At 62.7% G+C, this 24,198-nt stretch carries 31 protein-coding genes; 15 read left to right on the plus strand and 16 right to left on the minus strand.

Annotated elements, in window-relative coordinates:
- From G6N73_RS36300 to G6N73_RS08000, 4 genes are all read left to right on the plus strand, one after another.
- A partial coding sequence (locus G6N73_RS36300; RefSeq protein ID WP_206078735.1) for a hypothetical protein occupies nucleotides 1-1,058 on the plus strand: 1,058 nt, incomplete at its 5' end.
- 248 nt (nucleotides 1,059-1,306) lie between these two features.
- Nucleotides 1,307-1,522: a hypothetical protein gene (locus G6N73_RS07990; RefSeq protein WP_008840580.1), complete on the plus strand. Its 216-nt coding sequence runs from the start codon at nucleotides 1,307-1,309 to the stop codon at nucleotides 1,520-1,522.
- A 75-nt stretch (nucleotides 1,523-1,597) separates the two neighbouring features.
- A complete protein-coding gene (locus G6N73_RS07995) occupies nucleotides 1,598-2,119 on the plus strand; it encodes a hypothetical protein (RefSeq protein WP_165025797.1) in 522 nt (173 codons plus the stop codon).
- A gap of 9 nt (nucleotides 2,120-2,128) precedes the next feature.
- Nucleotides 2,129-2,575: a DUF421 domain-containing protein gene (locus tag G6N73_RS08000; RefSeq protein ID WP_165025800.1), complete on the plus strand. Its 447-nt coding sequence runs from the start codon at nucleotides 2,129-2,131 to the stop codon at nucleotides 2,573-2,575.
- Nucleotides 2,576-2,614: 39 nt separating this feature from the next.
- Here G6N73_RS08000 and G6N73_RS08005 read toward each other — a convergent pair whose 3' ends face one another.
- Complete coding sequence (locus G6N73_RS08005; protein WP_165025802.1) at nucleotides 2,615-3,382, minus strand: SDR family oxidoreductase; 768 nt, start codon at nucleotides 3,380-3,382, stop codon at nucleotides 2,615-2,617.
- 153 nt (nucleotides 3,383-3,535) lie between these two features.
- On the minus strand, nucleotides 3,536-4,132 hold the full coding sequence (locus tag G6N73_RS08010) for a sigma-70 family RNA polymerase sigma factor (RefSeq protein ID WP_246251781.1): 597 nt from the start codon (nucleotides 4,130-4,132) through the stop codon (nucleotides 3,536-3,538).
- A gap of 189 nt (nucleotides 4,133-4,321) precedes the next feature.
- Between G6N73_RS08010 and G6N73_RS08015 the strand changes: the two genes are divergently transcribed.
- Both G6N73_RS08015 and G6N73_RS08020 read left to right on the plus strand, forming a co-directional pair.
- A complete protein-coding gene (locus tag G6N73_RS08015; protein ID WP_165025804.1) occupies nucleotides 4,322-4,891 on the plus strand; it encodes a DNA-3-methyladenine glycosylase in 570 nt (189 codons plus the stop codon).
- Nucleotides 4,892-5,006: 115 nt separating this feature from the next.
- Nucleotides 5,007-5,195 (plus strand): hypothetical protein, encoded by a 189-nt coding sequence (locus G6N73_RS08020; protein WP_165025806.1) that lies wholly within the window; start codon nucleotides 5,007-5,009, stop codon nucleotides 5,193-5,195.
- Between the two features lie 114 nt (nucleotides 5,196-5,309).
- On the opposite strand, the gene G6N73_RS08025 is transcribed toward G6N73_RS08020, so the two are convergent.
- Nucleotides 5,310-5,498, minus strand: a complete 189-nt coding sequence (locus tag G6N73_RS08025; RefSeq protein ID WP_165025808.1) for a hypothetical protein — start codon at nucleotides 5,496-5,498, stop codon at nucleotides 5,310-5,312.
- Between the two features lie 160 nt (nucleotides 5,499-5,658).
- On the opposite strand from G6N73_RS08025, the gene G6N73_RS08030 reads away from it, so the two are divergent.
- Together G6N73_RS08030 and G6N73_RS08035 are read left to right on the plus strand one after the other, a co-directional pair.
- On the plus strand, nucleotides 5,659-7,368 hold the full coding sequence (locus G6N73_RS08030; RefSeq protein ID WP_165025810.1) for an HWE histidine kinase domain-containing protein: 1,710 nt from the start codon (nucleotides 5,659-5,661) through the stop codon (nucleotides 7,366-7,368).
- Between the two features lie 317 nt (nucleotides 7,369-7,685).
- Nucleotides 7,686-7,958 (plus strand): hypothetical protein, encoded by a 273-nt coding sequence (locus G6N73_RS08035; protein WP_165025812.1) that lies wholly within the window; start codon nucleotides 7,686-7,688, stop codon nucleotides 7,956-7,958.
- A gap of 15 nt (nucleotides 7,959-7,973) precedes the next feature.
- Here G6N73_RS08035 and G6N73_RS08040 read toward each other — a convergent pair whose 3' ends face one another.
- The 5 genes from G6N73_RS08040 to G6N73_RS08060 all read right to left on the minus strand — a co-directional run bounded on the left by G6N73_RS08040 (nucleotide 7,974) and on the right by G6N73_RS08060 (nucleotide 10,562).
- On the minus strand, nucleotides 7,974-8,228 hold the full coding sequence (locus tag G6N73_RS08040) for a hypothetical protein (RefSeq protein ID WP_165025814.1): 255 nt from the start codon (nucleotides 8,226-8,228) through the stop codon (nucleotides 7,974-7,976).
- Nucleotides 8,218-8,466 carry a hypothetical protein gene (locus G6N73_RS08045; protein WP_165025816.1) on the minus strand — a complete coding sequence of 83 codons (249 nt, stop codon included), beginning with the start codon at nucleotides 8,464-8,466 and terminating at the stop codon, nucleotides 8,218-8,220. Before G6N73_RS08045 ends, G6N73_RS08040 begins: the two co-directional genes overlap by 11 nt.
- Before the next feature lie 143 nt (nucleotides 8,467-8,609).
- On the minus strand, nucleotides 8,610-9,326 hold the full coding sequence (locus tag G6N73_RS08050; protein ID WP_165025818.1) for a Crp/Fnr family transcriptional regulator: 717 nt from the start codon (nucleotides 9,324-9,326) through the stop codon (nucleotides 8,610-8,612).
- A 118-nt stretch (nucleotides 9,327-9,444) separates the two neighbouring features.
- On the minus strand, nucleotides 9,445-9,696 hold the full coding sequence (locus G6N73_RS08055) for a DUF6894 family protein (RefSeq protein ID WP_165025820.1): 252 nt from the start codon (nucleotides 9,694-9,696) through the stop codon (nucleotides 9,445-9,447).
- 215 nt (nucleotides 9,697-9,911) lie between these two features.
- Complete coding sequence (locus tag G6N73_RS08060; protein ID WP_165025821.1) at nucleotides 9,912-10,562, minus strand: Crp/Fnr family transcriptional regulator; 651 nt, start codon at nucleotides 10,560-10,562, stop codon at nucleotides 9,912-9,914.
- Between the two features lie 528 nt (nucleotides 10,563-11,090).
- On the opposite strand from G6N73_RS08060, the gene G6N73_RS08065 reads away from it, so the two are divergent.
- The gene (locus tag G6N73_RS08065) at nucleotides 11,091-11,462 is read left to right on the plus strand and encodes a GFA family protein (RefSeq protein WP_165025824.1); all 372 of its coding nucleotides are present in this window, start codon (nucleotides 11,091-11,093) and stop codon (nucleotides 11,460-11,462) included.
- Nucleotides 11,463-11,515: 53 nt separating this feature from the next.
- Here the strand turns inward: G6N73_RS08065 and G6N73_RS08070 are convergent, their stop codons facing one another.
- Both G6N73_RS08070 and G6N73_RS08075 read right to left on the minus strand, forming a co-directional pair.
- Nucleotides 11,516-11,899: a low affinity iron permease family protein gene (locus tag G6N73_RS08070; protein WP_165025827.1), complete on the minus strand. Its 384-nt coding sequence runs from the start codon at nucleotides 11,897-11,899 to the stop codon at nucleotides 11,516-11,518.
- Nucleotides 11,900-11,985: 86 nt separating this feature from the next.
- Complete coding sequence (locus tag G6N73_RS08075; protein WP_165025830.1) at nucleotides 11,986-13,230, minus strand: NAD(P)/FAD-dependent oxidoreductase; 1,245 nt, start codon at nucleotides 13,228-13,230, stop codon at nucleotides 11,986-11,988.
- A 498-nt stretch (nucleotides 13,231-13,728) separates the two neighbouring features.
- Here G6N73_RS08075 and G6N73_RS08080 point away from each other — a divergent pair, with 498 nt between their 5' ends.
- Genes G6N73_RS08080 through G6N73_RS08105 form a run of 6 tightly spaced genes read left to right on the plus strand, consistent with a single transcriptional unit; the run spans nucleotide 13,729 to nucleotide 19,571 of the window.
- On the plus strand, nucleotides 13,729-15,030 hold the full coding sequence (locus G6N73_RS08080; RefSeq protein WP_165026199.1) for an imelysin family protein: 1,302 nt from the start codon (nucleotides 13,729-13,731) through the stop codon (nucleotides 15,028-15,030).
- A gap of 55 nt (nucleotides 15,031-15,085) precedes the next feature.
- Nucleotides 15,086-15,397, plus strand: a complete 312-nt coding sequence (locus G6N73_RS08085) for a (2Fe-2S)-binding protein (protein ID WP_165025833.1) — start codon at nucleotides 15,086-15,088, stop codon at nucleotides 15,395-15,397.
- Nucleotides 15,363-15,848, plus strand: a complete 486-nt coding sequence (bfr, locus tag G6N73_RS08090; RefSeq protein ID WP_165025836.1) for a bacterioferritin — start codon at nucleotides 15,363-15,365, stop codon at nucleotides 15,846-15,848. Before G6N73_RS08085 ends, bfr begins: the two co-directional genes overlap by 35 nt.
- 8 nt (nucleotides 15,849-15,856) lie before the next feature.
- Nucleotides 15,857-17,407, plus strand: a complete 1,551-nt coding sequence (locus G6N73_RS08095) for a di-heme oxidoreductase family protein (RefSeq protein ID WP_165025839.1) — start codon at nucleotides 15,857-15,859, stop codon at nucleotides 17,405-17,407.
- Nucleotides 17,407-18,471, plus strand: a complete 1,065-nt coding sequence (locus G6N73_RS08100; protein ID WP_165025842.1) for an imelysin family protein — start codon at nucleotides 17,407-17,409, stop codon at nucleotides 18,469-18,471. The genes G6N73_RS08095 and G6N73_RS08100 overlap by 1 nt, the downstream gene beginning before the upstream one ends.
- Before the next feature lie 2 nt (nucleotides 18,472-18,473).
- A complete protein-coding gene (locus G6N73_RS08105; RefSeq protein ID WP_165025845.1) occupies nucleotides 18,474-19,571 on the plus strand; it encodes a DUF1513 domain-containing protein in 1,098 nt (365 codons plus the stop codon).
- Between the two features lie 55 nt (nucleotides 19,572-19,626).
- Here the strand turns inward: G6N73_RS08105 and phnN are convergent, their stop codons facing one another.
- The 6 genes from phnN to iolE all read right to left on the minus strand — a co-directional run bounded on the left by phnN (nucleotide 19,627) and on the right by iolE (nucleotide 24,190).
- Entirely contained in the window at nucleotides 19,627-20,256 is a 630-nt protein-coding gene (gene phnN / locus G6N73_RS08110) for a phosphonate metabolism protein/1,5-bisphosphokinase (PRPP-forming) PhnN (protein ID WP_165025848.1), read from the minus strand.
- Nucleotides 20,253-21,392 carry an alpha-D-ribose 1-methylphosphonate 5-triphosphate diphosphatase gene (locus tag G6N73_RS08115; protein WP_165026201.1) on the minus strand — a complete coding sequence of 380 codons (1,140 nt, stop codon included), beginning with the start codon at nucleotides 21,390-21,392 and terminating at the stop codon, nucleotides 20,253-20,255. The genes phnN and G6N73_RS08115 overlap by 4 nt, the downstream gene beginning before the upstream one ends.
- Before the next feature lies 1 nt (nucleotide 21,393).
- Nucleotides 21,394-22,101, minus strand: a complete 708-nt coding sequence (locus tag G6N73_RS08120) for a DUF1045 domain-containing protein (RefSeq protein WP_165025851.1) — start codon at nucleotides 22,099-22,101, stop codon at nucleotides 21,394-21,396.
- A 142-nt stretch (nucleotides 22,102-22,243) separates the two neighbouring features.
- On the minus strand, nucleotides 22,244-23,041 hold the full coding sequence (gene iolB / locus G6N73_RS08125; RefSeq protein WP_165025853.1) for a 5-deoxy-glucuronate isomerase: 798 nt from the start codon (nucleotides 23,039-23,041) through the stop codon (nucleotides 22,244-22,246).
- 3 nt (nucleotides 23,042-23,044) lie between these two features.
- Entirely contained in the window at nucleotides 23,045-23,242 is a 198-nt protein-coding gene (locus G6N73_RS08130) for a DUF3329 domain-containing protein (protein ID WP_165025857.1), read from the minus strand.
- Nucleotides 23,243-23,272: 30 nt separating this feature from the next.
- Complete coding sequence (gene iolE, locus G6N73_RS08135; RefSeq protein WP_165025859.1) at nucleotides 23,273-24,190, minus strand: myo-inosose-2 dehydratase; 918 nt, start codon at nucleotides 24,188-24,190, stop codon at nucleotides 23,273-23,275.
- Nucleotides 24,191-24,198 lie beyond the last annotated feature (8 nt).

Raw genomic sequence — 24,198 nt, forward strand, 5'->3', positions numbered from 1 at the left:
AAGTCGGCGTCACCCAAAACCAGCGGTGCGGTGGTCTCGAAGGCGTCAAAGCAGCCGGAGTTGGCAACTGCCGCGCCGAACCACCTCTGACCTGTGGGCGTAGCTATTTTGATAACATTCCTCATTGCGGCTCGGCGGCAGGCGTATTCGGCTCGGGCGGTTCGACACCGGCAGGCGCCCTGGTGGCCGGGTGTTCGCCCCCTGGAGTTGCAACAGGAGCAGTGCCGAAGCCGCCGTTGATCCACAGAAAAGCGATCAGCATCAAAACAGCTATGGCGGCCACGACGATGATGCTTGTCAATTCCCACGACCGTTTCATCAGCTTCGCCTCCCACTTCTCAGTCGAACCGCGGGACGCCAACGATGTTCCTGCGGTCCGGCAAAGACGAATGAAAACTTGCGGATTATGGCCGCCGCGGATGCTGCGCCGGTCGGGAACTTTTTGGAAAAATATCGGAACATCAGCCGTACAGACCGGTTTTGTTCGCCCCAAACGGGGGGAACTCCAACCACAAACGGGATTCATAGATATGATGTACAAACTTATTGCAGCTTCGATGCTCACACTGGCGCTGGGCACAAGCGCCATTGCGCAAAGCAGCACGACCGACACCACCGGCCCGGCCGCCGGCACATCGACCGACACGATGATGATGACGGAAGCCGACAAGGCGTTGACCAAGGACTGGTCGGGACCGATCGGCGATGCCTTCTTCACCGACGACTCGATGACCACCCTCAAGAGCCAGGCTGAGATCCAATCCAGTTGGGCCTCGCTGAGCGCAGAGCAGCAGGCGCAGGTCAAGCAGGATTGCACCACGGTTTCGTCGGGCACGGCCTCCGCCCCCGGGACGTCGACGGACACAACAGCCTCTACGACCCCTGATACGACCGGCCCGGCGGCCGGCACCTCCACCGATACGACTGCTTCGACGACCCCCGATACGACCACCGGTACGGGCACAACCTCATCCGACATGGCGGCGAGCGGTACGGCCGGCGCCGGCACCTACAGCACCGCGATGACGCAGCTCTGCTCCTGGGTCGGTTCGATGTAAATCGGCCACCCATGGTCTAATCAGAACGTTGTTGGAGCCCCGCTAAGCCGGGGCTCCAACCTTTTGCTCCAGTCGCCCGATCAGCGCGCTGTTATAGCTCCTCGCAGTTTTGCCAAGCGTGGCGGCGACGACGGCGCCGCGTTCACCCATCGGCTTGGCGCGATCGTTTTCAGCCCCTGGAACCAATGGGTAGCGAAATTGTTGATGCTGTGCTCCGCCCGGAGGGAAGAGTCGTGCCGCCGAAATCGATGGACGCCGTTCTGAAGCATTTGCCGCTCAGGATCGGCGCTTACGTGCCCGACGATCTCCTTGAAGACTGGTTTGCCCCCGGAACCGGCATGAAGCCGGCTAGCGATCAGGCCCTCAGCGCGGCCAAGGCCTATGGCTGGCGCTTCGAATGCGAGTTCAAGTACTACCCGGAGCGCATGGAAGGCGTGTTCTGGAAATGGGTTCCGGCGATCTGAGCCCGCTGCCGGCTCTGTAGGTTCCGGAACCAAACTAGCGGCATCTTTGTTTCTCGTTGCGAAAGGGAGCGCAAGTTGAACAAGGCCGACACTGCTCAACCTCCTATCCCCATCAGAGACGACGGACTGCAGCTTGAAGAACATCGCGACTTCCAGGAGCGCTTCTGGACAGTCGAGCGCTGGGCATGGGTGGGTTTCGGCCTGATTCTTCTCGCCGCTCTTGCGGGCCTGGGCGGTGGCGGTGGAGTTCTGGCCCACGCAACGATTGCCACGGAGGCCGGCAAGGTCGATTATCCCCGTGTCGCCCGCTGGGAATCGGCGGACGAAGTGACCGTGACCTTCGGCTCGCCCGGCGAGGAGCATCGGCTGACGCTCTCGCCGCAGTTTTCGCAGTACTTCCAGATCGAAGACATCCAGCCCCTGCCTGAACGGTCTCTAACCAGCCCTGCCGGCGAGGTGATGGTGTTCCGGTCCGAGAACGGCCCACCGTCGAAAGTCGTTCTGCATTTGCGACCCCAGCGCCCGGGCCTTGCCGGCTACGAGGTTTCGCTCAACGGCGGCGACCCGGTCGGCGTGACCACGGTCGTTCTGCCATAGGAGACAGAGATGGAATCGGTTCTGCGCGGCGTGGCGGTTTATGTGATCCTGCTTATCATCGTCCGGCTTTCGGGCCGCAGGGCCCTCGCGCAGATGACGGCTTTCGACTTCGTCCTGTTGCTTATTGTCGCCGAAACAACGCAGCAGGCTTTGCTCGGCGACGATTTTTCGATCGCAAACGCCGTGCTGCTGATTGTTACCCTGTTCCTCACCGACATAATGCTCTCCTACGTGAAGGAGTGGAGGCCGAGCGCCAGTAGATGGATAGATGGCACACCCACCGTACTGATCAGCCTCGGCAAGCTCGACCGGCGCGCCATGCAGCGCGCGCGGGTCGCGCTCGAGGACATACTGGACGCGGCGCGTGAGCAACATGGGCTGGAGCGACTGGATCAGATCAAGTTCGCCGTTCTCGAGGTCGGCGGCCACCTAAGCATAATTCCCACCGAAAAGTGACGATGTCGCAGCACTTCCGGGCGGACCCAGCAGCGCGGATCAAAGCGCAGTCGTAATGCCGCCATCCACATAGAGCGTATGCCCGTTGACGAAGGACGAAGCCGGCCCGGCGAGGAATACCGCCGCGCCGACGAGCTCGTCGACATTGCCCCAGCGCCCGGCTGGCGTTCGCTTGGCCAGCCAAGCCGAAAATTCCGGATCGTCGACCAGCGCCTGATTGAGCGGCGTCTTGAAATAGCCGGGCGCGATCGCGTTGATCTGCAAACCGTACTTTGCCCAGTCCGCGCACATGCCGCGCGTCAGGTTCCGCACAGCACCCTTGGTCGCCGTGTAGGGTGCAATGTTTGGCCGCGCCAATTCGCTCTGCACGGAGGCGATATTGATGATCTTGCCCCGACGGCGCGGGATCATGTGTCGCGCCACGGCCTGGCCGACATGGAACACGCTTGAAATGTTGGTGCGCAGCAGCTCGTCCCATTTCTCCGCCGGAAAATCCTCCAGCGGCGCGCGAAACTGCATTCCGGCATTGTTGACCAATATGTCGATAGGGCCGAGCCGCGCTTCGATGTCGGCGACGCCTGCCGCAGCCGCCGCCCCATCGGTAACGTCGAATACAGCGCTGCCCGCCTTGTAGCCCTTGGTGGCGAGCCCATCGGCTGCTTCGCCGATTTTCGTGGCGTTGCGGCCGTTCAACACGATCTCGGCGCCATGTCGCGCCAGACCTTCAGCCAGCGCCAAGCCTATGCCTTGGCTAGAGCCAGTAACCAGGGCTCGAAGTCCCGTCAAATCAAAGAGCGATTTACTCAAAAGCGCCTCCACGAACCCGGCGTAAGAAGCTGGGCGACTCGTTCGCCCAACCCTTCTTAACCCGGTTGCGTGGAGATTATCGACAACTGCCGGGCAAGACACCTGCATTTACAAGTGGCACTGGCGCAATCCACTTGGCGGATGCCGGCAAGGTCAGACGACCGCCTCGTCGGAACGGATGGCGGTCGCCGAGACATCGGGCGTGATCACCGCGTCGTGCGGAGACGTTTCGCCAAGCGTTTCAAGTAGTCGGTTGCGCGCGCGGCTTAGGCGGCTCTTTATCGTTCCGATGGCACAGCCGCATATGCTTGCCGCGTCGTCGTAACTGGTGCCAAGGACGCCGATCAACACGATGACCTGACGCTGATCATCGGGCAGCGCTTCGATGGCGCGCGCCATCTCCTGACTGCGCAGCGACCACTCCTGGCTGGCTGCCGTGGCCGGGCGGCTCGAAGCGCAATCGAGCAGGCCGGGACCCTCGCGGTTCGCCATCTTGATGCGCGTGTAGAAGGTGTTGCGCATGATGGTGAAAAGCCAGGATTTCATGTTGGTGCCGGATTGGAAGCGGCTGATGTTGGCGATGCCCTTCATCAACGTTTCCTGGACGAGATCGTCCGCATCGTTGGCGTCGCTGCAGAAGGTTCGGGCAAAAGCACGCAGTGCAGGGATGAGTGTCACAACTTCGCCCCGGTCTGCGCGCCGGCCGTCCCGTTGGGTTGTGGCTTCGGCTGGAATATCGGTATGATTCATGACCGATTCCTTTTGAATTTCAGGATTGCTTAGGGGCAACTGACGAACCAACGCAGGCGCAAAGAGGGGGGTTCCTATAAAGTACGGTTGCGGACAGTAACGGATTTGGTTCCTACCAAGGGCCAAAGCAAAAGCCCCCGCCTCGTCGGGGGCGGGCATCAGAAAGGACGTTAGCCGTTGGAACAAACATTGCCTGGGGAGGCAGCGAGAACGCTCCCAGTCGCCTTCTACGCCCGTGAAGCGGTTGCCGTCGCCCGCGACCTGATCGGCAAGCAGCTCACCGTTGATGGCGTGGGCGGCGTCATTGTCGAAACCGAGGCCTATAGCCCGGACGATCCCGCTTCGCACAGTTTCCGCGGCCTCAAGAACGCCAACGCCACGATGTTCGGGCCGCCGGCCCACGCCTATGTGTACCGATCCTACGGCGTGCACTGGTGTCTGAATTTCGTCTGTCTGCCCGCCAACGCGGTCCTGATCAGGGCGATCCAGCCGGTTTTCGGGATCGAGCAAATGCGGCAGCGGCGGGGCGCCGCCGACCCACTGAAGCTATGCTCGGGGCCGGGCCGGCTCTGCTCGGCTCTTGCGATCGACAAAAGCCATGACGGCCTTTCTCTGACGGTTCCGCCGTTCCGGATTTTCGATGCGCCAGCAATCGCCGATCTCGCGATCGGAAGGAGAGTGGGCATCACCAAGGCCATCGAAACGCCCTGGCGTTTCGGGTTGGCCGGGTCACCCTTCTTGAGTCGCCGCTTTTCATGAACGCGCAAAGTGTGGATGGCGATCGAAACTTCGGCCATTTCGGCAACAATCTGTTGAAATGGCGGTTCGGTTACCGGAACATCGCCGGTCAAGGGACCGGGCCTGGGCTTGAAGCATGAATTCGAACGACGCCAATCATCAGTCGGACCGTCGGGAATCGCCCCAGACGCAACGCCTCGATCGCGAAATCAGGAATATCCTGGCTCAGATCGAAAAAGAGCCGGTTCCGCAAAATCTGACCAAGCTTGCCTACCAATTGCAGGCCGCGCTGCAACGAAGGCGCGAGACCATGAACGGCGACTAGCCTGCCCGGGATCAATTGCCTTCGTAGTGGATGAGCAGCAGCCCTATCGTCGAGGCCAGCACGAGAAAGCTCACATCGACCACCGCCATTCCGATCGAGCCGGCCACGAGCGCGCTAGCGGTCGCCAACATGGCCACCTCGAGATTTGGAATTGCTCTGTCCCTGGTCGGTCGCGCGGGATTGTTCCGGATTTCCGGCCGGCGCCGGCACCGGCTCGAAATCGGACGGGATTGTGCGCAAAAATTCGCTGCCGATCCGGTAGGCCGCCACGCCGATCAGCCCGAGAAGCAACAGTCGCAACATCAGCTTCGCTCCATCGCCCGCCTTTCGGATGAACGCCGATCCTTGCCCGGAGTTCCAGCGCCGGCACGAGGCTCGATCCAGTCTCCGTCCAATTTGCAGGCAGGGGGCATTCATGGTTAGGTTGCCGCGTTGCGGGCGTGGCGACGCGGAGAAGTACGGAGTGAGACTAGGCACGCTTTCATTGCGTCAGCGTCTGTATCTGCTGACAGCGGTGGCGCTGGCGCCTGCGCTGATAATCCTCCTGTACAACGAGGTCGTCACCAGCCGGGAACGCGAGATTGAGGTGCATCGCACCGCCATGCGCATCGGCGAACTGGCTTCGCTCGAGATTCAGCGGATCATCGATGGGTCGGAAGGTGTGCTGCGCACGCTGGCCAACGCCCCGTCGATCCGCGATTTCGACGCCGGCCTTTGCGTCCCTTTCCTGGCGGACGTGAAGGCGCAATCGCCGCAGTTCACTTCGATCGCGGTAGCGGACGCGGAAGGAGTGGTCCAGTGCCGGCCAGACGCGCCGGCGACGCCGTTGAGGGTGGATGAAAGCGGTTATTTCCGCGAGGTTATGGCGCACGGCGATTTTGTCGTCGGAACCTACGAGACGAGCAGGATCTCGGGTGAGCCGTCGCTGCCTCTCGCCGTCCCGATCCGCGATAAGGATGGAACCTTCAAGGGAGTGCTTGTCGCCGGTCTCAGCCTCGACTGGCTCAACAATTCGCTCGCCGAGCGCCAGTATCCCGAAAATGACGCTTTGACCTTGGCCGACCGCAATGGAGTGATCATCGCGCGCCACCCATTTCCCGAGCGGTTCGTGGGAACCCGCATACCCGAGCCTTACCTGCATCTGGTCACCGCGGAGGGGCCGGGAACGATCGAGGTGATGAGCCAGGACGGCACGCGACGGATCCTCGGTTATCGTCCCGTGGCGACGGCGCCCGATGGCGGCATCTATGTCAGCGCGGGCGTCTCGTATGACGCGGCCATGTTGCCGGTTTACCAAGCGACGCAACGCGGCGTCGTCATTGCCGGGCTGGGAGCCCTGATCGCATTCGCACTCGCAGCCCTGACCGGCAACCGCCTGGTGCGCCGTCCGGTAAACCGCATGTTGGCCACCATTGAGGCGTGGCGCGCCGGCGATACGAAATCGCGCACAGGCATGTCGCATGACAGCGGCGAGCTTTCGGAAGTTGGCGCGGCGATCGACGGTTTCATGGACGAAGTGGTCGAAGGCAGGTCGGCGCGCCGAAAGGCGGAAGAGCACCGCGACATGCTCGCCAGAGAACTGGAGCACCGGATCAAGAATATATTGGCAACCGTTCAGGCCGTGGCTTCGCAAACATTCAGGGGCGCGGCTTCGAGCGACGCGCTGTCCGTGTTCAGTGGCCGCCTGAGCGCCATGGCCAGCGCCCACCAGCAGCTGATGGCCAGCAACTGGACGAGCGCCGATCTGCGGGAAACCGTCGTCAACACGCTGCAACCGTTCCGCAAGGAGCAGTTCGAGATCGAGGGGCCGCCGCTACGCATCGGCGAGAAAGCCGCCCTGGCATTTTCCATGGCGGTGCACGAACTGGCCACCAACGCCGCTAAATACGGCGCTCTGCAAAATACCGACGGTTGCGTACGCATCAAATGGACGGTTTCGGACAACAGTCTCGCCTGGCAATGGACCGAACATGAAGGCCCGCCAGTGAAGCGGCCCTCGAAGACCGGCTTCGGCACACGCATGATCGAGCGCATGCTTTCATCGGAACTGGGGGCCAAGGTCGAACTCCGCTACCCGCGCTCCGGCGTCGAATGCCGCATCGAGGCGCCGCTCACGAATCTCGTGACGAAAGAAGAAGGCCCGCGCCGCAGGCCGGCGGTCGAGCCGGCCTGAGCAGCACCGCACTCAGCCGAGCGGGCGACAGCCGGTCGCCCATCGGGTCAGGCAGAGTTTGACCGGCCATGCCGGCACAGTGCTCCCATCGAATCTCCTGGTCGGGATGCCGCGGGCAGGCACGCCGGGCTGAACGGCACGCCGGATGGTTTGTTCCAGGCAGATCGGGAAGCGATCGGCGGCGCGCGTGTTTAAAGGAACATTTCGCGAGGGCAAATTGTTGGGAGGCCGGACGAGACGCGGCCGGCGTTTTCATCGACAATGCTCCTCCCAGCGCCGGTTGCGGCTCGCCGCTTGAACCGGAGCGCGCCGCCTGGATGAGAACACGCCACAGCGCAGGTCAATCCGTCGAGATCGAAACGGCGATCGAGGAATTCTTCGCCGCGACCAAGGGCGGGCAATGGCCGGTGTCTGTTGCTGACGGCGTGCGCAGGGTGCGCGCCCATATCGGCCGGGCGGCGATTTCCGAGACCGAACTCGCGGAAATGATCAGGCGCTACGCAGCCACGCACGGCCTGGAGATCAGCCCCGAACGCAAACCAGCAAAACCACGCCGCCGGGTGCTCAAAACAAGCTGGAAAGAGCCATAGGCGAGGCTTAGCCGGCTAACCGGTCTTAGCCGCTCGCCCGTTCGAATCGCCTTCGCGATGGTCGAAAATGACCGAACAGCTCGACGCGACAGCAGCGTCGGCCAGGAGCGCCACCAGTTCCTCGTCGGGCGTCGTCCGGTCTCCCGTCAGATGCCGAAACGCTTCGAGCGCTTTGGATGTCGAGACCACCCGGCCGATCCTTGGATCGCCTTCGGAACTGGCCGCAAGCGCCGCAAGAATTCCAGCCTTCGGAATCCGATCAGAGTTCATATGGAACGCGAACCTCGCCGCGATCTGCGCCGTCGAACGAGACTGAAAGCCCGCGCTGGATAGCGGCAGACGCGACCATATCGGCGAGTTCCCGGTCCGTGGACTGGCATTTGGGCAGCAGCGTGCGAATGGCCCGGATGGCCATTGCGGTGGACAGGACTGGCGATTTTCGCCGCGAAAGGACATAGGCCTCAGCGGCGTCCTGAGCCGACCGCACAGAGATTGAAACGAGACTCATTTCTACCTCCCATTTTGTCTGATCGCGTTCAGGCAGCAAATAAATGTGGCAGGGGCGACGACGCTTGTCGACGCCTAAAACGGGCTTTGTACGGTGGGTGACACTACTTTCGTCTAAGGTCGTTCCGACACGACGCGAAGACCCTATCCTATCTCGCCGATAAGACGCCGATATTCCCCCTCCGGCTCGCTATAGGCGCCGTCAGCGAGGTCGATGAGGCCGTTGCGGTCGCGCAAGATGATCTCGCCACGATTGGCGCGAATGAGGCCCTTGCCTTCCAGGATCTGCAACGCGACGGTGACCCCCGGCCGCCTGACGCCGAGCATGATGGCCAGGAATTCGTGCGTGATCGTAAGCCTGTCGCCGACGACGCGGTCGTCGCACATCAAAAGCCAGCGCGCCAGCCGCTCCTCGAGCTTCGATCGCGCATTGACCAGCGCCGTATAGCTGGTCTGGATAAACAGCGCCTGTACGTAGCGAAGCAGGAAGGGGCGAAGGGTCTCGCTTTGCGACAAAACGGAGCGAAGCTGATCCGCCGGCAGCCGGTGGGCCTCGCCGGCGAGTTGCACAAAGCATTCGTGGGTCGACTGGTCATCGCCAAGCACGAGAGCGCCGCCGGTCATACCTTCGAAGCCGATGAGGCCAACCTCGGTGTCGCGCCCCATGGGGATCTTGGCGACAATCGACCCTATTCCATCTTCCAGAAAGTAGACAAACTCGATCGGTGCATTACGATTCTCAAGCATCATCCGCAGTGGAAGCTCGCATCGGACTAGTTCAGGTTCCACCAGAGCAAGATCTTCCTGGCTCAATCGGCGGAGCAGTTCGTTCTTGTATCTCTTGTTGTTCGGCTTATACATTCGAAAGCCTTTTGCAGGGCAAGAGCTCACGAATCTCCCAGCCGTTCGCGCCCACTGAAATGTGCAAACGATACATATTTTTACGCTCTAATTTATCGGCTAGCAATGAAGAACGCCATCAAGGCCGCACGCCCGGCTTCTCAGCCGCTTCCGAAAACGGGAAGACGAGCACCAGATTTCGGGCTTCGTCGTGGATTTCGTAGCTGTATCCGGTCAAAACCGGATTGCCGCCCAAAAGCCCCTCGGCAATGATCTCCTTGGCCGAGGCCATCGCGGTCTCCTCGACAGCCGCGATTCCCGAGAGCAATTCGCCCTCGTAATCCTCTTTGAAACGATCCCCGTCCCGGTAATGGAAAAAATAGCGCGGCATTGGAATCAATGCTCCAGATAGCGGGCTAGCAGAATTAAATCCCGCAAGATCAAAAAGTTAGGTTGAAAACGTACCAACGCGACCGTTGTACGAAAGCGACATTTGAGGTGGAGGCTGGCGGGGCGCGGTTTCCTCCCCAGCGGGGCATCAAACGGGAGAGGATTAGCAGCGGCGATGCCGATCCCTTGCCAGCGAAGGCCAATCGGAGTCGTCGTTCAGAAACCCGCGCCGGGAAAAAGCCTTCTGTAACGTTCTTCAGGGATCCCGTAGCCTGAGGCGACGAATTCCTCCAGCCCCGCCCTGTCGCGGATACCGATATGGGAGCGGGTGGAGCGGATAAGATGCCTGCCTTCCAGCATGTGCAGGGCCACGGTGACGCCAGGCCGCCTCACTCCCAGCATGGCGGCGAGGAATTCATGCGTCAGGTCGAACTCGTCCTCGCCGACACGATCTTGCATCATGAGCAGCCAGCGAGCCAGACGCTTCTCGACCGTCAGATGCGAATTCACCAGAGCGGTTTGCGTCGCCTGCACCAGCACGACCTGCACATAGCGCAGAAACTGCGCGTGGAGGGACGCACTGCGCGGAAGAAGCTCGCGCAGCCCTGCCGCCGGAATTCGCAGCGCCGACCCCTCCAATTGTACGCGGCACTCGTTCGACGCTTCGCCATTCCCGAGAACGATAGCGGTTCCGGTCATGCCTTCGCGGCCAACCATTCCGACTTCTACCGCCTTGCCGTCGCGCAGCATGGCAACGACGGAGATCAGGCAATCTTCGGGAAAATAGGCATGCTCTATCGGCCTGTTCGCCTCTTCGAGCACATCCCTGCGCTGTAAAGTCGACGGCTCGAGGTGAGGCCTGATCATCGCAAAATCCTGAGCGCTCAGCCCCCTCAAAAGCATGTTTCGTGGACGCGCGGCCGATATGACTTTGCGAGCGTCGGTCGTCGTTCCCTTGTCCGGATCTGCTGTCGGAATGGCGGCCTTCGCCGCCAAACCATTTATCGCTCTGGTCATCGCTGAAGGCTCGCGCTGCAATGTCTGGAACATATTCGGCGAGCCCGCAATTTGGCCCGGCGCGGGAGGTTGGAGTTCCGCGCGGAGCGGAGTTCGATGGGACCGACAGTGAAGGACGCCACCTTTACAGCTTTCCGTTTTCGTTCGCCGCCGACTATTCGATTGCAGTGCTCAAAATTCGGGTCCGGTGCTTCGGGAGCTTTGTTCGCGCGAACGCACACCAACGCCGAAATCGGATTTGCGTTCCGCCGTCGGGGTGCAATCGACCCGCCAGTTGGAACCAGTTCGAGCCGGCGAGGTTTTCAGGTCCAGGAGTCTTTTGCTGCATGATCCTGCTTAGCTGACTTTGGTTCGGGATCATGCCGAGGAGGCGCGCCGATGCGCTACAGGTCAGGCGGATGCAGTTGCGGCGCGGTCCGCTATAAAGTCGCCGGCGAACCGTTGCGCGCCGGCATCTGCCATTGCACGAGCTGCCGCAAGGAATCCGGCAGCGTGTTCACGGCTTTCGCGGTCTGGCCCGAATCCGCATTTGAAACGAGCGGCGAAACGCGGCAGTGGGAGCGCCGGCATTTCTGTCCCAAATGCGGCTCGCGGCTGTTCGAGATCGATGGTGGCGAGGCCGAGATAAAAATCGGCACGCTGGACACGGCGCCCACCGATCTTTCGCCGCATTACGAGTTGTGGGCGCATCGGCGCGAACCGTGGCTGAAACCTATCGAGCGACCCGCCGCCGCGCCGGACGGAAAATAGGCTCCGGCCGGGCTTGGCCATGCGTCGGCTGGCGCGCGCCCTGTCGAGGCGGATCAGCGCGTGTTCTCCAAGGCGTTCTTCTTCCTCTTCGCGGCGCGCTCGCAGCGCAGGCGGAACTCCTCGACCTCCTGCTCGGTCAGGTGCTCGATGCCGATGAACTTGTTCGACGCGGCCGTGACGCGGATCAGTTCGTCGAGCTTGGTCTGAAGGGCTGCGCCATCGCGATTCTGGGTGTTCTGGATGAGAAAGACCATGAGGAAGGTGATGATCGTCGTGCCGGTGTTGATGATGAGCTGCCACGTGTCGGAAAAGCCGAACAGAGGACCGCTGACGGCCCAAACAAAGACGACCAGGCAGCAGGCGATGAAAGCCGCCGGCATGCCGGCGGCGTGCGCCACCGTGTTGGCAATTTTGGTGAACGTGCCGTTGAATGTCATGCCTTGAACCTCTTTCGGCCCGGAGACGGCATGATGCCCTCACCTTCCCCGCAGAACGTATACGGGCGGAGCGGGTTCCCGGTGGATCAGGCCGGTTCGACCGGCTGCAATTGCTGCCATGCAGCGAACTGGGCCTTGAGATCGTCTGAGGCAAGCGTTGCCGGGTTCGGCGAAAAACCCGCAGCGAGCATTTTCCTGCCGAGCATGTGGTCGGCAGGCCGGTTGACGGATTCGATGCAGATCAGCCTGTCGCCCAGATAATGGAACACCGAAAAGCGGTTTTCGGCCGCCTCGCCGACCACGACGGACCTGTCGACGCCGGCGGCCAGGCCGACCATCTGCAGCTTCATGTCGCCGATATCGGACCAGAACCAGGGGACGCTGCGATAGGCGTCTTCTTGGCCGGTTATGGTGCGGGCGGCGAGCCGCGCCTGATCGGTAGCGTTCTGCACCGATTCCAGCCGCACATCGGCGCCGGAAAGCCAGTGCCGGTAATTGGCATTGTCGCCGATCGCCAGGATTTCGGGCTGCGAGCTGCGCATTTGCGGGTCGACGCGGATGCCGTTGGCGACCGCGATGCCTGCCGCCTCGGCAAGCTCCGAATTGGGCACGACGCCGACGCCGATAAGAACAAGCCCCGCCGGCAGCCTCTCACCTGACGAAGTTACCGCCGCGACGACATGGCCACTTTGGCCTTCCAGCCGCTCGATCGTCGTATTGGTCAAAAGGCGTACGCCCGACGCTTCGAGGCGTGAGCGGACATGGGCGGCGATCACCGGCGCGGCTGCGCGGGCGAGCAGCCTGTCCTGCGCCTCGACGACAACAACACTGCGGCCGCCGAGCGCCAGCGTCGCCGCGATCTCCAGTCCGATGAAGCCGCCGCCGAGAACGACGACGTCCTCGCAGCCGGCGCTCGCCTCGCGGATCGCGCGGGCATCGGCGACCGAGCGTAGCGACAGCACCCCGGCAAGGTCGGAGCCCGGCAGGGCCAGAGTACGCGGCCGCGAGCCGGTGGCGAGGATTACGCGATCGAAGGCTATATGGCGGTCGCCAGAAAGGTCGAGCCGGCGGCCGGAAAGGTCGATCTGTTCGACGCTGGAGCCAAGCATCAGATCGATATGGCCATTTGTGTAAAAGGCCTCGGCGCGCAGCATTTGCGGCTTGGCGTCGGCGTCCTTCATGAAAGCCTTGGACAGAGGCGGCTTGTGGTAGGGGAGTTCGTTCTCATCGCCGATCAGCGTGACGGAGCCGTTGAAACCCTCTTCGCGCAGGCTCGCGGCTGCCTGCACACCCGCATGTCCCGCACCGACAATGACAGCGCCGTTCTTCATGATGCCTATGTTTCCGACGCGCAGGATAGGATGGCGCGAGACCCGCCGACCGTCCCGATCCGACATTGCAGACCGGTTCCGGGTCGCACTCCGGATGCCGCCATGTCAAGCGAACCGTCTTCACGCCTGCCGCGAGTTCTGCTGCAGCGAGCATAAGTTGACCTCTTTAGAACAGTTCTAATCTATTGATTTCAAATGTTAATGTAGGAATGCTTCTTGACTTTTGCGCGTCCGAAGTCTTTATGGCGCGTGCTCGAAGAGCGTATCCCTTTGATGTCTGGGCCTTGAACCCTTTCGATTGGAGGACCTTTGTGTCTCGATTTCCCGACCCGCGCCCCTGCGCGGTCAGGCCGCAATTGAAGCGGCGCACGCCCTCCGGTAATCCAGCCAGCCTCGCGGCAGCACTGCGCGTTTCCGCGCCCTGCCACGCGTCGCTGCATACCGTCAGACATCCAAGTCACGTGCCGCTTGCCGGCCAATCCTGAGGAGAAGACGATGATGCAAGCATGGGTCACAGTGCCGCAGGGCGGCAAATTGGCGGCGATAGCCGCTACGGCGATGCTGACGGCGGCCATTTTCGTGCTGCCGGCAAAGGCCGATACCGATCCCAAGGCGGTGCTGGCCAATTATGCCGATATCGCCCAGGCGAAATACGAAGATGCGCTGGCGACCGCCGTCAAGCTGGACGAGGCCGCCGACGCCCTGATCGCCAAGCCTTCCGCGGAAACGCTGGAGGCCGCGCGCGCCGCCTGGAAGGCAGCCCGCATCCCCTACCAGCAGACCGAGGTCTACCGCTTCGGCAATGCGATCGTGGACGAGTGGGAAGGCCGCGTGAACGCCTGGCCGCTGGACGAAGGGCTGATAGACTATGTCGACGCAGGTTACGGCACCGAATCCGACGAGAATACGCTCTACACGGCCAACGTCATCGCCAACCCCCAGATCGAGATCAACGGGGCTGAGGTCGACGCTTCCCGGATCACGCCGGAATTCCTTGCCGGCACGCTGCAGGAAGCCGGCGGCATCGAGGCGAATGTCGCCACCGGCTACCATGCGGTCGAATTCCTGCTTTGGGGCCAGGATCTGAACGGAACTGGTCCCGGCGCGGGAACCCGCCCCTTCACCGACTACGACAGGGCGAACTGCACCGGCGGCAATTGCGAGCGGCGTGCTGAATATCTGGCGGCCGCGACCGACCTTCTGGTGGCCGACCTCGAGGAGATGGTCGCCAATTGGGGAGCTGAAGGCGCGGCGCGCAAGGCGCTGCTCGACGGCGATCCCAAGGCCGGGATTTCCGCCATATTGACGGGCATGGGTTCGCTTTCCTACGGCGAACTCGCAGGCGAACGCATGAAGCTTGGCCTTTTGCTGCACGACCCCGAGGAGGAGCATGACTGTTTCTCCGACAATACCCATATCTCGCATCTCTACGATGCGATCGGCATCCGCGATGCCTATCTCGGAAGTTACAAGCGCGTCGACGGAACCGTGGTCGAAGGGCCGTCGCTCTCCGCCATAGTCAAGGAAGCCGACCCAGCGCTCGACACTGAATTGACGGGCAAGCTTGACGCGACGATCGCCGCCATGGAAGCGGTGGCGAAACGAACCGAAGGCGGCGAGGCCTACGACCAGCAGATCGGAGAAGGCAATGCCGAGGGCAACGCTGTGGTGCAGGCGGCCATCGACGGGCTGATCGACCAGACCAGGTCGATCGAGCGTGCGGTCGCGGCGCTGAAGCTCGATTCGATCGCCTTCGAAGGCTCCGACAGCCTCGACGCGCCTGACAAGGTCTTCCAGTAAGCGCAAAAACCTATCAGGTCCGGCGCAAGCCGCCGGACCACTACCAGAGCTGATCATGATTGTCTGTCATTGCAACCTTATCACCGAAAAGGAGATCGAAGAGGCCATCATCCAGCTTCTCGAGGAGGATCCCTGGCACCTCATCGTGCCCGCCAAGGTATATCATTGGCTTCAGAAGCGCGGTCGCTGTTGCGGCTGCTTCCCAAATGTGGTGGAAACGATCATTCGGGTAACCGAGAACTACCACCTTCGTTCGGAGGCGAACGGGGCGGATGTCGTTTCACATCTGGACCGCGTCCGAGGATTGCGGACCCAATTCGGGAGCAGACGCCATGAAGGGCGAAATACAAGTCATCGAGCGGCTTAACGAGGCGCTGTTTCTGGAGCTAGGCGCCGTCAACCAATACTGGCTTCATTACCGGCTATTGGAGGATTGGGGATTCTTCAAGCTGGCCAAGAAGGAACGCGAGGAATCCATTGAGGAGATGCATCACGCCGACAAGATCATCGAGCGTATCATCTTCCTGGAGGGCCACCCGAACCTCCAGTCGCTGGCGCCGCTGCGCATCGGCCAGAACGTCCGCGAAGTGCTCGAATCCGATCTGGCCGGCGAGTATGACGCACGAACCTCCTACAAGCGCTCGCGCGAGATCTGCCAAGAACTGGGCGACTACGTCACCATGCAGCTTTTCGAGGACCTGCTGAAGGACGAGGAAGGCCATATTAACTTCCTCGAAACCCAGCTCCAACTGCTCGCCAGCATCGGCGAGGAACGTTACGGCCTGCTCAACGCGGCTTCGGCGGAAGACGCCGAATAGGTCATGCGATGCGGCGCGCCATAAACCTGACGCGCCGCGTTCGCATTGGGTTGGCCGTAGCCGCGGCGCTGGCTGCGCTATCGGGTGTCGCCGTCTCGTCCGAGCCCGATGCGCTTCCGTCCGTTCGCGACGATTTGACTGAAAAAGATCTCGCCCGTGTCAGGGCGATAACCGAACCGACTGCGGATTTCTCCAAGACTGAAGATTTCGAGCCGATGCCGGGGGGTGCCGCGACCTCGCGCAAACGCGTCAACCACGACGCGTTTTCTCATCCCTCGGCCAATCTAAGCTTCGAGGAGCAGGGCACGTTCAAGCTCGGCAACGGGCTATTTCGCAAGCTATGGGTATCTTCGCCGTCTTCCACGCAGGCGTCCGACGGGCTCGGGCCGCTGTTCAATGCGCGCGCCTGCCAGAGCTGCCATCTCAAGGATGGCCGCGGCCATCCTCCCGAAGGCAATGCCGACGCGACCTCAATGTTCCTGCGGCTCGCCCGCGCCGCCGAAACCGCTGAGGAGAAGACGATGCTGGCGCGGAAGGCCGCGCTCAACTTTCCCGATCCCGTCTATGGCGGGCAGCTGCAGGATCTCGCCGTTCCGGGCCTTGCCGCCGAAGGCAGGATGAAAATCGCCTACGAGGAGACGCCGGTCATGCTTGACGACGGGAGCGTCGTTTCGCTGCGCAAGCCGAGCTATTCGGTCAGCGACCTGTCGCTCGGCCCGCTGCGTCCCGCAACGACACTGTCGCCGCGGGTGACGCCGCCGATGATCGGGCTCGGTCTGGTCGAGCAGATCCACCCGGCCGACATTCTCGCCAAGTCCGACCCGGAAGATAGCGACGGTGACGGCATTTCGGGAAAGGCGTCGATCGTGCGCGACGCAGCGAGCGGCGAACCGACGCTCGGCCGGTTCGGCTGGAAGGCGTCCACGCCGTCGATCCGCCAGCAGTCGGCCGAAGCCTTCGCCGGCGACATTGGCATCTCGACGCCGGATGTGCCGCACCATTGGGGCGATTGCAGCGATGCGCAGAAAGACTGCCTTGCGTTGCCGAACGGCGTGCAGGAACGCCTCGGTGAAACCGAAGCGCCCAATCCGGTGCTCGACCTCGTCACCTTCTATTCGCAGAATCTCGCAGTGCCGGCGCGGCGCGACGTCGGAAAGCCGGAAGTGCTTGCCGGCAAGAAGGTTTTTTACCAGTTCGGCTGCGCCTCCTGCCACACGCCTAAATTCGTGACGCGGCGCGACGCGCCCAACAAGGCGCATGCCTTCCAGCTGATATGGCCTTATTCCGACTTCCTGCTGCACGACATGGGCGAAGGCTTGGCCGACGGCCAGAGCGTCGGCGACGCCGGCGGCAGCGAATGGCGCACGCCGCCGCTCTGGGGAATCGGGCTTACCGAGCAGGTCAGCGGCCACACCTTTTTCCTGCATGACGGGCGCGCGCGCAATCTGACCGAGGCGATCCTCTGGCACGGCGGCGAGGCGCAGGCCGCCCGCGACGGCTTCGCCGCTTTGCCCAAAGCTGATCGCGATGCGCTTGCAAAATTCCTGGAGTCGCTGTGATGCGATCCTTGCTGCTCTTCCTCATAGCGATGGCGATCGCCTTTGCATCTCCGGCCAGGGCCGAAAACCAGGTTATAGCCGCTGCAGTATCGGGCTTCGTGAAGCCGGCCTATGGCGCGTTCCAGACCGCGTCGGCCGAACTCAGCGACGACATGGACGCGCTATGCGCCGAACCGTCGCCGGACAGGCTCGCGGCGGCGCGGGAAGCTTTCGCGAGCCTCGTCACCGCGTGGTCGGAAGCCGAAATCATCCGCTTCGGCCCGGTGATGGAGGAGAACCGGCTGGAGCGCATCCTTTTCTGGCCGGACCGCAAGAGCACTGGCCTGAAGCAGGTGCAGCGGGCGCTTGCGGAGAAGGATGCGACCGCCACTGACCCCGCGACGCTCAAGAGCAAGAGTGTCGCCATGCAGGGGTTGGGCGCGCTCGAATTCATCCTTTTCGGCACGGGTTCGGAGAGATTGGCCGAGCCGGGCGAAGACTACCGATGCGCCTATGGACGCGCGATTGTATCTAATGTCCAGGGAATAGCCTCGGCCGTTGTTGCTGGCTGGCAGGACCCCGCCGGCATTTCGGCGCAATGGGCCAATCCCGGTGCGGACAATCCGCTCTTCCGCACCGACGAAGAAGCGGTCACCGAACTGTTCGACATCTTCATTCATGGTCTTGAAATGGTGCGCGACGTGCGCATCAACGGCTTTCTTGGCGAGGAAGCCGACGGCGACCGGCCGAAGCAGGCAATCTTCTGGCGATCCGGTGCAACGACGGGCTCCATTACGGCGAACTTGCGCGGCATGCGAAAGCTGTTCGAGGCGAGCCAACTTGCGGGATTGCTGCCACCGGATTCAGCCTGGATCGCGGATTCGATCGGCTTCGAATTCGACAATGCCGAGAGCGCTCTGGAAGCTGCGGACGGGCCGGTTGCGGAAATACTCGCCGACGCGGCGCGACGGGGGAAGCTGGCCTATGCGCGCCTCGTAACCTCCAGCCTGTCGGAGCTTTTCGGCGTCAGGCTCGCGGGCGCGCTCGGCCTGACCGCCGGCTTCTCGTCGCTCGACGGAGACTGAGCGTGCGCACGCCGCTCATCGACCGCCGGGAGCTCCTGAAGGCCGCGGGCGCAGGTTTCTTCGCAGCCCTGACCGGCCGCGCACTCGCCGAAACAATGCAGGCGGATGCCGTGTTCGCCACCGCCTACCAACGGCGCGACGGCAGCTACGGCGCTGCGATATTGTCCGAAGCGGGCGCAGTCCTGCATCGGATCGACTTGCCCGACCGGGGGCACGACGTGACCTTCGACCCGGTGTCGCGACGCTCGGTGGTGTTCGCCCGCAAGCCGGGCACCTTCGCAATGGTCTTCGACCATACCGGCGGAAAAGAGCCCGTGACCATCGCCAGCATCGGCGGCCGGCACTTCTTCGGCCATGGCGTGTTCTCCCGCGACGGCCGGCTGCTCTACGCCACCGAGAACGATTTCGACAATGCGGCAGGCATGATCGGCGTCTATGACGCCAGCGCAGATTTCCGGCGGCTGGAGGAATTCCCCACCCATGGGGTTGGACCGCACGAACTGCTGCTGCTCGGCGATGGCCGAACACTGGCGGTTGCCAATGGCGGTATCGAGACGCACCCGGATTTCGGCCGCGCCAAGCTGAACCTTTCGACCATGAGACCGTCGCTGGTCTTCATCGACCGGCTCTCGGGCGATCTCATCGAACGCCACGAACTGCAGCCCGAACTGCACCAGTTGTCGATCCGCCACATGGCCGTCGACCGGAGCGGCGCTGTCTGGTTCGGCTGCCAGCACGAGGGACCCGCTAGCGAGCGGCCGGCGCTGGTCGGGCGCGCCAGGCCCGGCGAAAGCTTTGGGCTGATCGATATGCCGCAAGACGTGCTCGGCGGCTTGCGCAATTATGTAGGCTCGGTCGCCGCCAATACCAAGGCCGGCATGATCGCAGTGTCGTCGCCGCAGGGGAACGCGCTGGTGATCATCGAAACGGCTGGCGGGCGCATCGTTTCGACGAGCCGGCTCACAGAGGTTTGTGGGGTCGCGCCCGACGGGAGGGGATTTCTCGCCACGACCGGCGCGGGCGAGATCCTCGGTCCCGAGGGCGGCTTGATTGCGACCGAGGAATACGTCTGGGACAACCACCTGTCCCGGATCGGGTGAGGTGCGAGCGCAGCGAGCCTCGAAGGACGCACTCTCTACCCCAAAATGGCGAGCGTCATACCGTGCCGGACACGTCCGAATGGGCGATGGCCTTGCGGACGATGGCCACAAAGCGCTCACCGGCGATCTCGCGCGGGCCGCTATTGTCGATCGAAACCACGCCCGGCCCGGAAAGCTCGACCGCGGCCGCGCGCGCCAGCCTCGCCAGCACTTCACCACGCGATTCGCGCCCTCGCGAGGCAAGCCGTTCGGCCAGGATTTCGGGGCGAGCGGTGATTTCGACCACCGCCACGTTGGCGTAGCGTTCCCGCAGGACCGGAATAGCGCTGCGCGAACCGTTGGCGATCGCCACGCGGCCATTGGCGATGGCGTCGTCGACGCTGGCCGGGATGCCGTATTTCAGCCCATGCGCCTCCCAGGTCAACGCGAACGCGCCCGACGCCTCGGCCTCATCGAATGCGGCGTCGGCCAGCGTGTCGTGGATCTCGCTCGAGCCGTCGCAGGGGCGGGTGATGACGCGGCGCACAAAATCGACGCCCTCATCCGCCGATAGCCGATCTGCCGCATAACCGATCACGGTGTCCTTGCCGGCGCCGCTCGGGCCGACCACGGCGATGAAGACGCCATTGCGGATCGGGAATTCGGCGCGCGCCTGCTCGCGCTCGATGAGCGCGGACGCCATCATGCGACGCGGCGTCCTTCGCGCCAGACTGTGCGAACGACAGGCACATGCTCGTCGACACGCACCCGCACCAGATCGGCGCGGCGGCCGGCTTCGATGGCGCCGCGATCGGAGAGGCCGACGGCCTCGGCCGGGGTTTTCGAGACCATGGCGACTGCTTGCGGCAGCGAAATCGCATCGACGACTTCGCCGAGGAAGAAGGCCGACTGGATCAGGCTGAACGGGATGTAGTCCGACGACAATATGTCGAGCAGGCCGTTCTCGGCGAGCGACCGGGCCGAGACATTGCCCGAATGCGAGCCGCCGCGCATGACGTTGGGCGCCCCCATAAGGACGCCGAGCCCGGCATCCTTGGACGCCTTGGCTGCCTCGGCCGTGGTCGGGAACTCGGCGACCTTGATGCCCTGCGTCACCGCCTCGTCGACATGGGCGACCGTCGCGTCGTCGTGGCTGGCGAGAACGATACCGCGCGCCTGGCAGGCGGCAGCGATGGCGCTGCGGTTAGCGGGTGAATTCAGTGCCGATTCCGCCATCCGCCTTTCGCAGAATTCGCGAAACTGCTCTTCGTTCATCTTCAGCTTGCCCATATAGTAGATTGCATAGGCTTCGAGCCGGGCAAACTGGCGCTGTCCGGGCGCATGGTCCATCAGCGACGCCAGCCTGACGCGGCTATCGCCGTCGAAATAGGCAAAACCCTCCAGGCAATCCGGCGCCGACACTTCGCAGCGCAGGTGAATGAAATGATCGGCGCGCAGCCGGCCCTGCCGGGAGCTGTCTTCGATGGCGTCGGCCAACTTGCGCATGTCCTCGATCGCGAGTTCGCCATCCTGGTCCATGCCGACACGCAGCGCGTCGAACACAGTGGTTATACCGGCGGTCGCCACTTGCGCGTCATGGGCCAAAACCGCGGCGATCGGATTCCAGCGCACCTTCGGGCGCGGCGCGTAATGGCCTTCGAGGTGATCGGTGTGAAGCTCGACCAGCCCGGGAATGACGAAGTCGCCCTCCATATCCTCACCGGTCCGGGTCGCGCCCGGGGCGATGTCGACGATCTTGCCGTTGCGCATAAGAAGCGAGCCGTCGATGACCTCGTCGGCAAGGACGATGCGCGCATTGGTCAGGATGGTTTCGGAACTCATGTCAGGCAGTCTTTCTGTCACGCCGGTCGCCGAGCGCATGGTAGGATAGCACAGTGAACGGCGCGCCGGCTTCACGTTCCACGAAAAGGGCAAGGCCGTCGATCGCGACCGGTCTCGCGAGGGCGGCTCCGAACACCTCTTCGATCGCGGCGCGGATGCGTGCGCTCTCTACCGCGCCGACGCGGCCGGTCAGCGTCATGTGGAAGCGGAACGCGTCGAATACGTAGGGATAACCCCACTGGCAGAGGTTGCGGAACTCGACAGGACTCAGCGCGTCGGGGTTGCGGCGCTCCATGTCCGCCTCGCTCAACGGCGCACGGAAGCGGTCGAAGCCGGTGACGACGTCGTCGGCGAAACGCTGCAGGCCGGGATTTCCGTCGCCAGTAACCAGGGCGAAAAAGCCGTCCATCTGCTTGATTACGAGGCGCGGGATGACCACGGGCTCGGTTCGTTGAGTAAAGGCCGACATGGCGCGTTCGAGGCCGGCTTCAGTCTCGCCCGCGGCGAGGCCGAACGGCGCCTTCAGCGTCGCGTGGAAGCCGTAGCGGCGGGCTGAGGCGGTGTGAAAGGCGATCTCGGCTGGCGACAGAATGGTGCTCGCCGGCGGTTCGGTCGCAGCGCCGGTGAACGGATCGCGGCCGAGCCAGCTTGCGGCGAGCCGCGTGAGCGGATCGTCCTTATCAGGTGTGAAATAGATCGCGTAACGCATCGAAATTCCTTCGCCAGCCTCGATGCCATAGGCGATTTGTATGACGGATTGACGAAGCAGGGCAGATTTCGGCTGATAGCAGATGCCCCCTGCAAAGTCATTAGCCGGTGCCGCAAAGTGGGCTGCCGGAGACCTGCCGAGTCTAGGCTTTGAGCAGCCACTCATGCTCGGGCGCGTTGTAAAATTTCCAGGTTCGCTTCGGCCCGGCCATGACGTTGAGATAGTAAAGATCATAGCCGTGGCAGGCCGCGCAGGGGTGATAGCCCTTAGGCACCAGTACGACGTCGCCATCCTCTACCGCCATGGTTTCGTCCAGCGACCGGTCATCCGTATAGACCCGCTGGAAGGCAAAGCCCTGCGGCGGGTTCAGCCGGTGATAATAGGTTTCTTCGAGATAGGATTCCCTGGGCAGATCGTCCCGGTCGTGCTTGTGCGGCGGATAGCTCGACGTATGGCCGCCGGGCGTTATCACCTCCACGACCAGCAGCGAATCCGCCGGCTCGTTCTCCGGCAGTATGTTGGTGACATAGCGCGTATTGGCGCCCTTGCCGCGCACCTCCCGCCCAAGCTGGTCCGGCGCGATGACGCGCGCGGCAAGCCCGCCGTCCAGTCCCGGCGCCGAGCAGACCGCGAGTTCGAGACCGGTCTCGGCGGTAACCGACCAGTCGGAGCCTTGCGGCACATAGACAGACCACGGCTTGCCCTCGAATGGCGACATTCGCTCTCCGAGCAGGCCGAAATCCTCCGTTCCCGCCTTGGCCCTGCCCTTGCCGGTGACGAGCACCAGACAGACCTCGCGATCCCCAGTGGCGGCCGACACCGCCTCGCCCGGCTTCATGCGGTGGAGGTCGAAACCGACATAGGTCCAGCCGGCGCTCGCGGGCGTTACATGGGAAACGCGGCCGGTTCCTTTTTCCGATTTCACCAGCAGTTTCGGCATGGCTTACTCCTTTTCCTTTTCCGGGCCAGGCTTGTAGGCGATCAGGAAAATCCACGCGCCATAACCGGCCATGCCGATGGCGATCATCGCCCAGAACGATTGACCGTAGAATATTTCGAATATGGCCCACGCCACGCAGAAAGCGACAAGCGCAACTCGCCGCCAGAGCGGCCGCAGGAACGGATGGTTCTCGCCGGCCATCAGATAATGCCGGTACCGGGAGTGCAGGGATCAAGCATTTGGAAAGCCCTGTGTCTCAACTGTGTAGCCGGCCGCCGTCATGACCCGCATCAACTCTTTGTAGCCGATTTGCGCCATCCTGAGTGGCGGATTTTTCTTCGGGTCCTGCTCGGCCTCGACCACGAACCAGCCTTCATAGCCATAGTCCGCAAGCCTTTTCACGATCGAGCCGAAGTCGAGCGAACCATCGCCGGGCACGGTGAAGGCGCCAAGGGCCACCGCGTCGAGGAAAGATTGCCTGGTGCGGTCGAGCCGGTCGATCACGTCCATGCGAACATCCTTCACATGCACATGGTTGATGCGCGTGTGGTGGTTGTCGATGGCCCGCAAAACGTCGCCTCCGGCAAAAGCCAGGTGACCTGCATCCAGGAGCAAGGGAATGCCGGCGCCCGAATATTTCATGAAGGCGTCCAGTTCGGGTTCGGTCTCGACCACTGCCGCTATGTGATGGTGGTAGGAGAGCGGCATGCCCTGATCGGCGCACCATTCGCCGAACTCGGTGACCTTTTTGGCGTAGGCCTTCATCTCGCCGTCGTCGAGCTTCGGCTTGGTGGCGAGCGGCTTCGAGCGGTCGCCCTGGATGGAACGGCCGACCTCCCCATAAACGATGCAGGGCGCGCTCACGGCCTTGAACAGGTCGATCATCGGCTGGATGCGATCCTTGTTTGCCGCCAGGTCCTCATTGACCAGCGTGCCAGAGAACCAGCCGCCGCAAAGGGTCACGTCGGCCTCTCTCAGGATCGGCAGCATGACCTTCGGATCGTTGGGGAAGCGGCGTCCCATTTCCATGCCGGTGAAGCCAGCCGACCGCGACTGCCGCAGGCACTCCTCCAGCGACACGTCATCGCTGAGTTCGGCCAGATCATCGTTCCACCACGCGATGGGGGACATGCCGAGTTTGGCTTTCAAGTCTATTC

Origin of the sequence: Allomesorhizobium camelthorni (assembly GCF_011045125.1) — a bacterium.
Taxonomy (GTDB): Bacteria; Pseudomonadota; Alphaproteobacteria; order Rhizobiales; family Rhizobiaceae; genus Allomesorhizobium; species Allomesorhizobium camelthorni.

Bases quoted from the DNA above. Each gene is read 5' to 3' on its own strand.
- G6N73_RS07990 (WP_008840580.1), top strand. From the start codon at position 1,307: ATGGACGCCGTTCTGAAGCATTTGCCGCTCAGGATCGGCGCTTACGTG.
- G6N73_RS08000 (WP_165025800.1), top strand. From the start codon at position 2,129: ATGGAATCGGTTCTGCGCGGCGTGGCGGTTTATGTGATCCTGCTTATC.
- G6N73_RS08010 (WP_246251781.1), bottom strand. From the start codon at position 4,132: ATGAATCATACCGATATTCCAGCCGAAGCCACAACCCAACGGGACGGC.
- G6N73_RS08020 (WP_165025806.1), top strand. From the start codon at position 5,007: ATGAATTCGAACGACGCCAATCATCAGTCGGACCGTCGGGAATCGCCC.
- G6N73_RS08025 (WP_165025808.1), bottom strand. From the start codon at position 5,498: ATGTTGCGACTGTTGCTTCTCGGGCTGATCGGCGTGGCGGCCTACCGG.
- G6N73_RS08035 (WP_165025812.1), top strand. From the start codon at position 7,686: ATGAGAACACGCCACAGCGCAGGTCAATCCGTCGAGATCGAAACGGCG.
- G6N73_RS08040 (WP_165025814.1), bottom strand. From the start codon at position 8,228: ATGAACTCTGATCGGATTCCGAAGGCTGGAATTCTTGCGGCGCTTGCG.
- G6N73_RS08045 (WP_165025816.1), bottom strand. From the start codon at position 8,466: ATGAGTCTCGTTTCAATCTCTGTGCGGTCGGCTCAGGACGCCGCTGAG.
- G6N73_RS08050 (WP_165025818.1), bottom strand. From the start codon at position 9,326: ATGTATAAGCCGAACAACAAGAGATACAAGAACGAACTGCTCCGCCGA.
- G6N73_RS08055 (WP_165025820.1), bottom strand. From the start codon at position 9,696: ATGCCGCGCTATTTTTTCCATTACCGGGACGGGGATCGTTTCAAAGAG.
- G6N73_RS08060 (WP_165025821.1), bottom strand. From the start codon at position 10,562: ATGATCAGGCCTCACCTCGAGCCGTCGACTTTACAGCGCAGGGATGTG.
- G6N73_RS08065 (WP_165025824.1), top strand. From the start codon at position 11,091: ATGCGCTACAGGTCAGGCGGATGCAGTTGCGGCGCGGTCCGCTATAAA.
- G6N73_RS08070 (WP_165025827.1), bottom strand. From the start codon at position 11,899: ATGACATTCAACGGCACGTTCACCAAAATTGCCAACACGGTGGCGCAC.
- G6N73_RS08075 (WP_165025830.1), bottom strand. From the start codon at position 13,230: ATGAAGAACGGCGCTGTCATTGTCGGTGCGGGACATGCGGGTGTGCAG.
- G6N73_RS08080 (WP_165026199.1), top strand. From the start codon at position 13,729: ATGCAAGCATGGGTCACAGTGCCGCAGGGCGGCAAATTGGCGGCGATA.
- G6N73_RS08085 (WP_165025833.1), top strand. From the start codon at position 15,086: ATGATTGTCTGTCATTGCAACCTTATCACCGAAAAGGAGATCGAAGAG.
- bfr (WP_165025836.1), top strand. From the start codon at position 15,363: ATGAAGGGCGAAATACAAGTCATCGAGCGGCTTAACGAGGCGCTGTTT.
- G6N73_RS08095 (WP_165025839.1), top strand. From the start codon at position 15,857: ATGCGGCGCGCCATAAACCTGACGCGCCGCGTTCGCATTGGGTTGGCC.
- G6N73_RS08100 (WP_165025842.1), top strand. From the start codon at position 17,407: ATGCGATCCTTGCTGCTCTTCCTCATAGCGATGGCGATCGCCTTTGCA.
- phnN (WP_165025848.1), bottom strand. From the start codon at position 20,256: ATGATGGCGTCCGCGCTCATCGAGCGCGAGCAGGCGCGCGCCGAATTC.
- G6N73_RS08115 (WP_165026201.1), bottom strand. From the start codon at position 21,392: ATGAGTTCCGAAACCATCCTGACCAATGCGCGCATCGTCCTTGCCGAC.
- G6N73_RS08120 (WP_165025851.1), bottom strand. From the start codon at position 22,101: ATGCGTTACGCGATCTATTTCACACCTGATAAGGACGATCCGCTCACG.
- iolB (WP_165025853.1), bottom strand. From the start codon at position 23,041: ATGCCGAAACTGCTGGTGAAATCGGAAAAAGGAACCGGCCGCGTTTCC.
- G6N73_RS08130 (WP_165025857.1), bottom strand. From the start codon at position 23,242: ATGGCCGGCGAGAACCATCCGTTCCTGCGGCCGCTCTGGCGGCGAGTT.